Annotated in this window: 7 protein-coding genes; 4 read left to right on the top strand and 3 right to left on the bottom strand. The window is 58.4% G+C overall.

All coding sequences use genetic code 11. The annotated features are described in order from the left end of the window. The 3 genes from ACR0MS_RS15620 to parC all read right to left on the bottom strand — a co-directional run. Positions 1-111 (bottom strand): GTP-binding protein (locus ACR0MS_RS15620; RefSeq protein WP_170744588.1); only part of this gene is annotated, 111 nt, incomplete at its 3' end. A 113-nt stretch (positions 112-224) separates the two neighbouring features. Then, positions 225-818, bottom strand: coding sequence for a hypothetical protein (locus tag ACR0MS_RS15615; protein WP_480574735.1), 594 nt, complete (start codon positions 816-818; stop codon positions 225-227). A 97-nt stretch (positions 819-915) separates the two neighbouring features. Next, positions 916-3,264 carry a DNA topoisomerase IV subunit A gene (parC, locus tag ACR0MS_RS15610; protein WP_480574738.1) on the bottom strand — a complete coding sequence of 783 codons (2,349 nt, stop codon included), beginning with the start codon at positions 3,262-3,264 and terminating at the stop codon, positions 916-918. A 65-nt stretch (positions 3,265-3,329) separates the two neighbouring features. Between parC and ACR0MS_RS15605 the strand changes: the two genes are divergently transcribed. From ACR0MS_RS15605 to ACR0MS_RS15590, 4 genes are all read left to right on the top strand, one after another. Then, positions 3,330-4,076, top strand: coding sequence for an SH3 domain-containing protein (locus ACR0MS_RS15605; protein WP_480574741.1), 747 nt, complete (start codon positions 3,330-3,332; stop codon positions 4,074-4,076). Between the two features lie 69 nt (positions 4,077-4,145). Then, positions 4,146-4,973: an SDR family NAD(P)-dependent oxidoreductase gene (locus tag ACR0MS_RS15600; RefSeq protein WP_480574744.1), complete on the top strand. Its 828-nt coding sequence runs from the start codon at positions 4,146-4,148 to the stop codon at positions 4,971-4,973. A gap of 80 nt (positions 4,974-5,053) precedes the next feature. Beyond that, the gene (locus ACR0MS_RS15595) at positions 5,054-5,257 is read left to right on the top strand and encodes a twin transmembrane helix small protein (RefSeq protein ID WP_171125224.1); all 204 of its coding nucleotides are present in this window, start codon (positions 5,054-5,056) and stop codon (positions 5,255-5,257) included. Beyond that, positions 5,258-5,830 carry a cob(I)yrinic acid a,c-diamide adenosyltransferase gene (locus ACR0MS_RS15590; protein WP_480574747.1) on the top strand — a complete coding sequence of 191 codons (573 nt, stop codon included), beginning with the start codon at positions 5,258-5,260 and terminating at the stop codon, positions 5,828-5,830. It begins immediately after the preceding gene. Positions 5,831-6,000: the final 170 nt, after the last annotated feature.

Here is a 6,000-nt window from a genome sequence, read left to right as displayed (position 1 = left end):
ACCGAAATACTTGGTGATCGCTGCGGTCAGCGTCGTTTTACCATGGTCAACGTGGCCAATCGTGCCGATGTTGACGTGCGGTTTTGTACGCTCAAACTTTTCCTTTGCCATTCCTCAGGCGCCCTTTTGCGATTTGGGGGACCCTTGGTCCCGTGGTTACATCTGCGCGCGCGAGATATTTGGTTCGCAGGGGAAAATCAAGCACATCCTGCGTGAAAAGACGGTTAAGACGCCGGATTTTGCGTCAGCTCACCGGATTCCAGAGGCTGTATCAGGTCGGGGCGGCGTTGGAACCAGCCGTTCTCTTCATGTTCTTCGGCCAACCACTCTTCGACTCGGTCCGCAACCTTCAGGGCCAAACCGCTCATTTGCTCTTCTCTGGTCCGCGTATTGCCCGACCCGGTCAGGGCACTTTCACCGGTTGTATCTTCCAGAACCTGAAACTGTTTTCCCTTGGCCAGGAATTCCTTGTTCTTCACGTCATAGACGTTCACCAGAACAATCGCCGTGCTTTTTGGGTTGTAGATGACCGGAATACCCGGTGGGGCCAGCATGTACCCTTCGAGACTGATACCGATATCGTATTCCTGCGCGCCCTCATACCGGCCCAAGCGGATATCCACGGCGTTCTGAATTGCCGCCGTCCATTCATCCGGCGTGGCATCGCGCGAGACCGGGCCCTGCACGGCCTTGTCAGCAAAGGCATAGTTCACGCGCAACTTGAATTCCCCCAGCGACTCGGGCTCTTCATATAGCTGCGTCTGCGCGCACGCGCCCAGCAGGGTCAATCCGGTTATCAAGGTCAGAATGCGTAACATGATCTCGTCTCGATAGGCCTGTTTTTCTTTGACTTAGCGCACCAACCCGGCTTGTGCCAAGCTGCATCGACGGAATTCGACTGTTGCGGCTGCGCGATCACGAGAATTTATAGTCGCGCGGGAAGCCATATGGCGGTTTTTTCCCGACACTGGCACGTTTCGCAAGCCACTGGGACATATCGGCCTCATGCCGTGTTTTGTCCCCGCCCATGGACCATTTGAGCCCTTCTTCCCAATTAAAGGTCGTAAGGTCCGACAGCCCGCCATCCAGTTCCAGCGTGCCCTGCCGTCCGCGCGCCATATTGTACTTTTGTAGACGCACACCTTTGCCGCGCCCCATTTCAGGCAGCTCCTCGACGGGAAATACAAGGAACTTACCGTTTTGCGATACCACGGCCACGTGGTCGCCTTCGACCGGCTTGCAGATAACGGCTGTTTCTTCACCCTTGACGTTCAACACCTGCTTGCCGTTGCGGGTCTGGGCCAGAACGTCATCCTCGGGAACCATGAAGCCGTTGCCCGCATCCGAGGCCACCAGCAGCTTGCGCCCCGGCTTATGGATCATGATGTCGATAATCTGCGCCTCGTTCGGCAAGTCCACCATCAGGCGCAGCGGCTCGCCCATGCCGCGTCCGCCGGGCAGGTTGGCCGCGCTGACCGTGTAGAACCGTCCGTTCGACGCAAACACCAGCAGACGGTCGGTCGTTTCAGCGTGGAAGATAAAGCGGGGGCCGTCGCCATCCTTGAACTTGAGCTCGCGCTTCAGGTCGATGTGACCCGTCATAGCGCGGATCCAGCCCATCTGAGAGCACACGACCGTGATCGGTTCGCGGTCGATCATCGCCTCAAGCGGCACTTCTTCGACATTCCCGGCTTCGGCAAACTGGGTGCGGCGCGCGCCGCCTTCGTAATCTTTGCCGAAGGTCTTCTTGGTCTCTTTCAACTGCTCGGCGATCTTGGCCCATTGCAGGGCAGGATCGGCCAGCAGGTCTTCGAGGTTGGCGCGTTCCAGCATCAGCTCATCGCGCTCGCGGACCAGTTCCATCTCTTCGAGACGGCGCAAGCTGCGCAAACGCATGTTGAGGATCGCGTCAACTTGGACCTCGGACAACTCACCCTCGCCCGGTTTGGGCGAGACATAATCATTTTCGTCGGTCGCGCGAACGTGGTCGATACCCCAATCCTCGCGCATCAGCGCGGCTTTGGGATCGTCGTCATAACGGATGATGTCGATCACCCGATCAAGGTTGAGGAAGGCGACGATAAAGCCCTCCAACACCTCCAACCGATGGTCGATCTTCGCCATGCGGTGACGCGAGCGGCGGATCAGTACCTCTTGACGGTGATCGAGGAAGGCGCGCAGCACTTCCTTCATCGAGCAGACCTTAGGCGTTACCCCGTCGATCAGCACGTTCATGTTCAGGCTGAACCGGATCTCAAGGTCCGAGTTGCGATAGAGCATCCCCATCAGCACCTCGGGGTCCACGTTCTTTGATCGCGGCTCGAGGATCAGACGGATGTCATCGGCGGATTCGTCCCGTACATCCGCGAGGATCGGAATCTTCTTGGTCTGGATCAGTTCCGCGATCTTCTCGATCAGCTTGGATTTCTGAACCTGATAGGGGATCTCTGTGACGACGATCTGCCACTGGCCGCGGCCCAGATCCTCGACCTCGAACTTACAGCGCAGACGGAAGGACCCACGCCCGGTGCGATAGGCTTGCGCGATGTTCTCGGGCGGTTCGACAATCACGCCGCCGGTCGGGAAATCCGGGCCGGGCACATAGTTCAACAGCGTGTCGTCACGCGCATCCGGCGTTTTGATCAGATGCAGACAAGCATCGCAGAGTTCCGAGATATTATGCGGCGGGATATTCGTCGCCATGCCCACGGCAATTCCGCTGGCACCATTCGCCAACAGGTTCGGAAACTGAGCGGGCAGCACGACCGGCTCGGTCAGCGTTCCATCATAATTGTCGCGGAAATCAACGGCGTCTTCGTTCAGCCCCTCAAGCAGCGCTTCGGCCACGATGGTCATCCGCGCTTCGGTGTAACGCGAGGCCGCCGGGTTATCGCCGTCGATATTGCCGAAATTCCCCTGCCCGTCGACCAGCGGGTAGCGCACGTTGAAGTCCTGCGCCAGACGCGCCATTGCGTCGTAAATCGCGGCGTCACCGTGCGGGTGATAATTACCCATCACGTCGCCGGAGATTTTCGCCGACTTACGGAAACCGCCTGTCGCGCTGAGTCGCAGCTCGCGCATCGCATAAAGGATTCGCCGGTGAACCGGCTTCAGACCATCGCGCGCGTCGGGCAAAGCCCGATGCATGATGGTGGACAAAGCATAGGTCAGATAGCGTTCGCCAATCGCGCGGCGCAGCGGTTCAGCTACCTCGCCCCCACCTTCGGGGGCCTCCATGTTGGGGTCGTCGATCGTGTCGTTCATATATGATGTGATACGACGCAAGCGCGCCGCGGTAAAGCAACCCGCGCGCATTTTGCTGGGGACAAGTGGCGCTTTTTGCAACAGGGGGAGGCAAGCTCAGGATTTCCCCCAATCTTTCGACTCCGACCCCGGATTATGGTAGGCTCTCTTCAATTGAACTGCTGCCTATTTTACCTTTTTTGATTACCGGGGGATGCGCCATGTCGCGCCTTGTTCTTGTTACCTTTGCCGCGCTCGGGTGGTGTTTTTACGTCATGAGCGGCGGCCCCGATTTTGAACCGCGCGGACTGCGCGCCGCCCAACCAGAGCGCGTGGCCGCCGCACCCAAACCTGTGCCGTTGCAACATACCCGAGCCGAGCAATTGGTGACCAATGTCGCCCTGCGCACACCAACCGTTCAGGTAAAGCCGATTCTGGCGAAAGAAGACATCGTGGAAATCCTGCCGGAACCTGCCAGCCTCGAGACATTCTCGGGCCTGTCGGCTTTCGCCGATCAAAGCGCCAATATCACCTTGGCCTCCCTCGAAGACGGCATCACAGGACTGCGCCAGATCGCTGAAACCCAGCCGGAAGAATCCTCAGAATCGCTTGCGTCCGCTGAACCGCAAAAAGACATCCGCGAGATCTCGGGCACGCGGGTGAACATGCGCGACGGTCCGGGGACGATCTATCCGGTCATCGGCAAAGTATCCATCGGCCAAAAGGTTGAAGTCCTTAGCGATTCCGGCACCGGCTGGCTCAGGCTGCGCGTGTTACCCGAGCAACAGGTCGGATGGATTTCCGCATCTCTGGTCAGAAAATCCTCAGATTGACGCTGCGCTGACATTGTCCTGACCCCTGCCCCGCCATAGCTTTGGTGCAAGGTTAGGATCAGGAAGATCATGCAGAAAACAATTCTCATCACCGGCTGCTCTTCGGGTATTGGGCTGGACGCGGCACATGGTATGCGGGCGCGCGGTTGGCGTGTCTTTGCCTCCTGCCGGCAGCAACGTGACTGCGACCGCCTGAAGGCACAGGGATTCGAGAGCCCCCGGATTGACTATACCGACAGTGACAGCATCACGTCCGGCCTGCAGGATGTTCTGGATAAGACAGGCGGCACGCTCGATGCGTTGTTCAACAATGGCGCGCACGGCCTTCCGGGTGCGGTGGAGGACCTTCCGACAGATGGCCTCCGCACGATTTTTGAGGCCAATTTCTTTGGCTGGCACGAACTCACGCGGCAGGTCATCCCTGTCATGCGCGCGCAGGGGCACGGGCGAATCGTACAAAACTCGTCAGTTCTCGGCCTTGTCGCCTATCCCTGGCGGGGCGCTTACGTGGCAACCAAATATGCGGTCGAAGGGTTGACCGACACGTTGCGGCTGGAACTCGCCGACACGGACATCAAGGCCATCCTGATCGAACCCGGCCCGATCACATCCAAAATCCGCGAAAACTCGATCCCGGTATTCGAGCGTTTCATCAACTGGCAGAACTCGGCCCTCCGCGACCGGTACGAATCCTCCTTGTTGAAAAGACTGTACGAATCCTCGGGGCCGGACCGGTTCGAACTGCCAGCCTCGGCTGTGACGGACAAGCTGGCTCATGCCGTGGAATCCAAACGCCCACGCGCCCGCTACTATGTTACCACGCCGACCTATATCGCCGGATGGCTGCGCCGGGTCCTGCCCACACGCACAATCGACCGCATCCTATCGGACGTCTGAGGCGAAATTACCCGTTCGCTTTTTGACCGACTGAGGCTAGATGATAGCCCAACGAAACAAGTAACGCGGACGGTGTACTCATGGACCTATTGATGGTCGTTCTCCTGTTGGCCATGGCTGCTGTTGTTGTCGTGCTGGCGATCGGCATCTCGAATTTCGGCAAAAGCGGCAAAGAAGCCGCGATGAAAAGCAACAAGATGATGCGCCTGCGCATCCTGTTTCAATTCATTGCCGTCGTTCTGATCGTGCTCTACGTCTGGCTGCGCGGACAGGGAGTTCAATAGATGGTCGTTCTCAATAAAATCTACACACGTACCGGCGATGACGGGAAAACCGCGCTTGGCAACGGCGAACGCGTCGCGAAATATTCGGGCCGCGTGGCCGCCTATGGCACCGTGGATGAGCTGAATTCCTTTGTCGGCGTCGCCCGCACCGAGGCCGAAGGCGAAGTTGAGGCCGCGCTGTCGCGCATCCAGAACGACCTGTTCGATCTGGGCGCTGATTTCTGCCGTCCCGACATGGAAAAGGACGCCGAAGCCGACTATCCACCGCTGCGAATCGTACCTGCTCAGATCGACCGCCTTGAGGCTGAAATTGATGCGATGAACGAAACACTTGAGCCGTTGCGCAGCTTTATCCTGCCGGGCGGGTCGCGTCTGGCCGCGCAACTGCATGTCTGCCGCACTGTGTCGCGCCGGGCTGAACGGCTGGCGGTTGAGCTGACGAACATGGAGCCCGTCAACGATGTCGCGGTGAAATACCTTAACCGCCTCAGCGATTGGTTTTTCGTTGCAGCCCGCTGCGCCAATGAAAATGGCACGCAGGACGTATTGTGGGTCCCGGGCGCGAACCGCTGAACCCCTTAATGACACAGCAATAATCTTGCGCGCCGTTGCGTCAAAAAATACGAAACGCGACGTCCCAAGGCCATGACGTGACGATTTTGCTCTGTTGCCATTCGAATTGAGTCGTTATTCAGACCCCCGAGAGCATTGGTGGAGTCGCTTCGCGGCTTACCGGATTTGTA

This window comes from Ruegeria sp. CJ2, from assembly GCF_056536745.1.
Note: the sequence above shows the minus strand (reverse complement) of the source record. Positions and strands in the feature narration are given on the sequence as shown.

Bases quoted from the DNA above. Each gene is read 5' to 3' on its own strand.
- parC (WP_480574738.1), bottom strand. From the start codon at position 3,264: ATGAACGACACGATCGACGACCCCAACATGGAGGCCCCCGAAGGTGGG.
- ACR0MS_RS15590 (WP_480574747.1), top strand. From the start codon at position 5,258: ATGGTCGTTCTCAATAAAATCTACACACGTACCGGCGATGACGGGAAA.
- ACR0MS_RS15615 (WP_480574735.1), bottom strand. From the start codon at position 818: ATGTTACGCATTCTGACCTTGATAACCGGATTGACCCTGCTGGGCGCG.
- ACR0MS_RS15595 (WP_171125224.1), top strand. From the start codon at position 5,054: ATGGACCTATTGATGGTCGTTCTCCTGTTGGCCATGGCTGCTGTTGTT.
- ACR0MS_RS15600 (WP_480574744.1), top strand. From the start codon at position 4,146: ATGCAGAAAACAATTCTCATCACCGGCTGCTCTTCGGGTATTGGGCTG.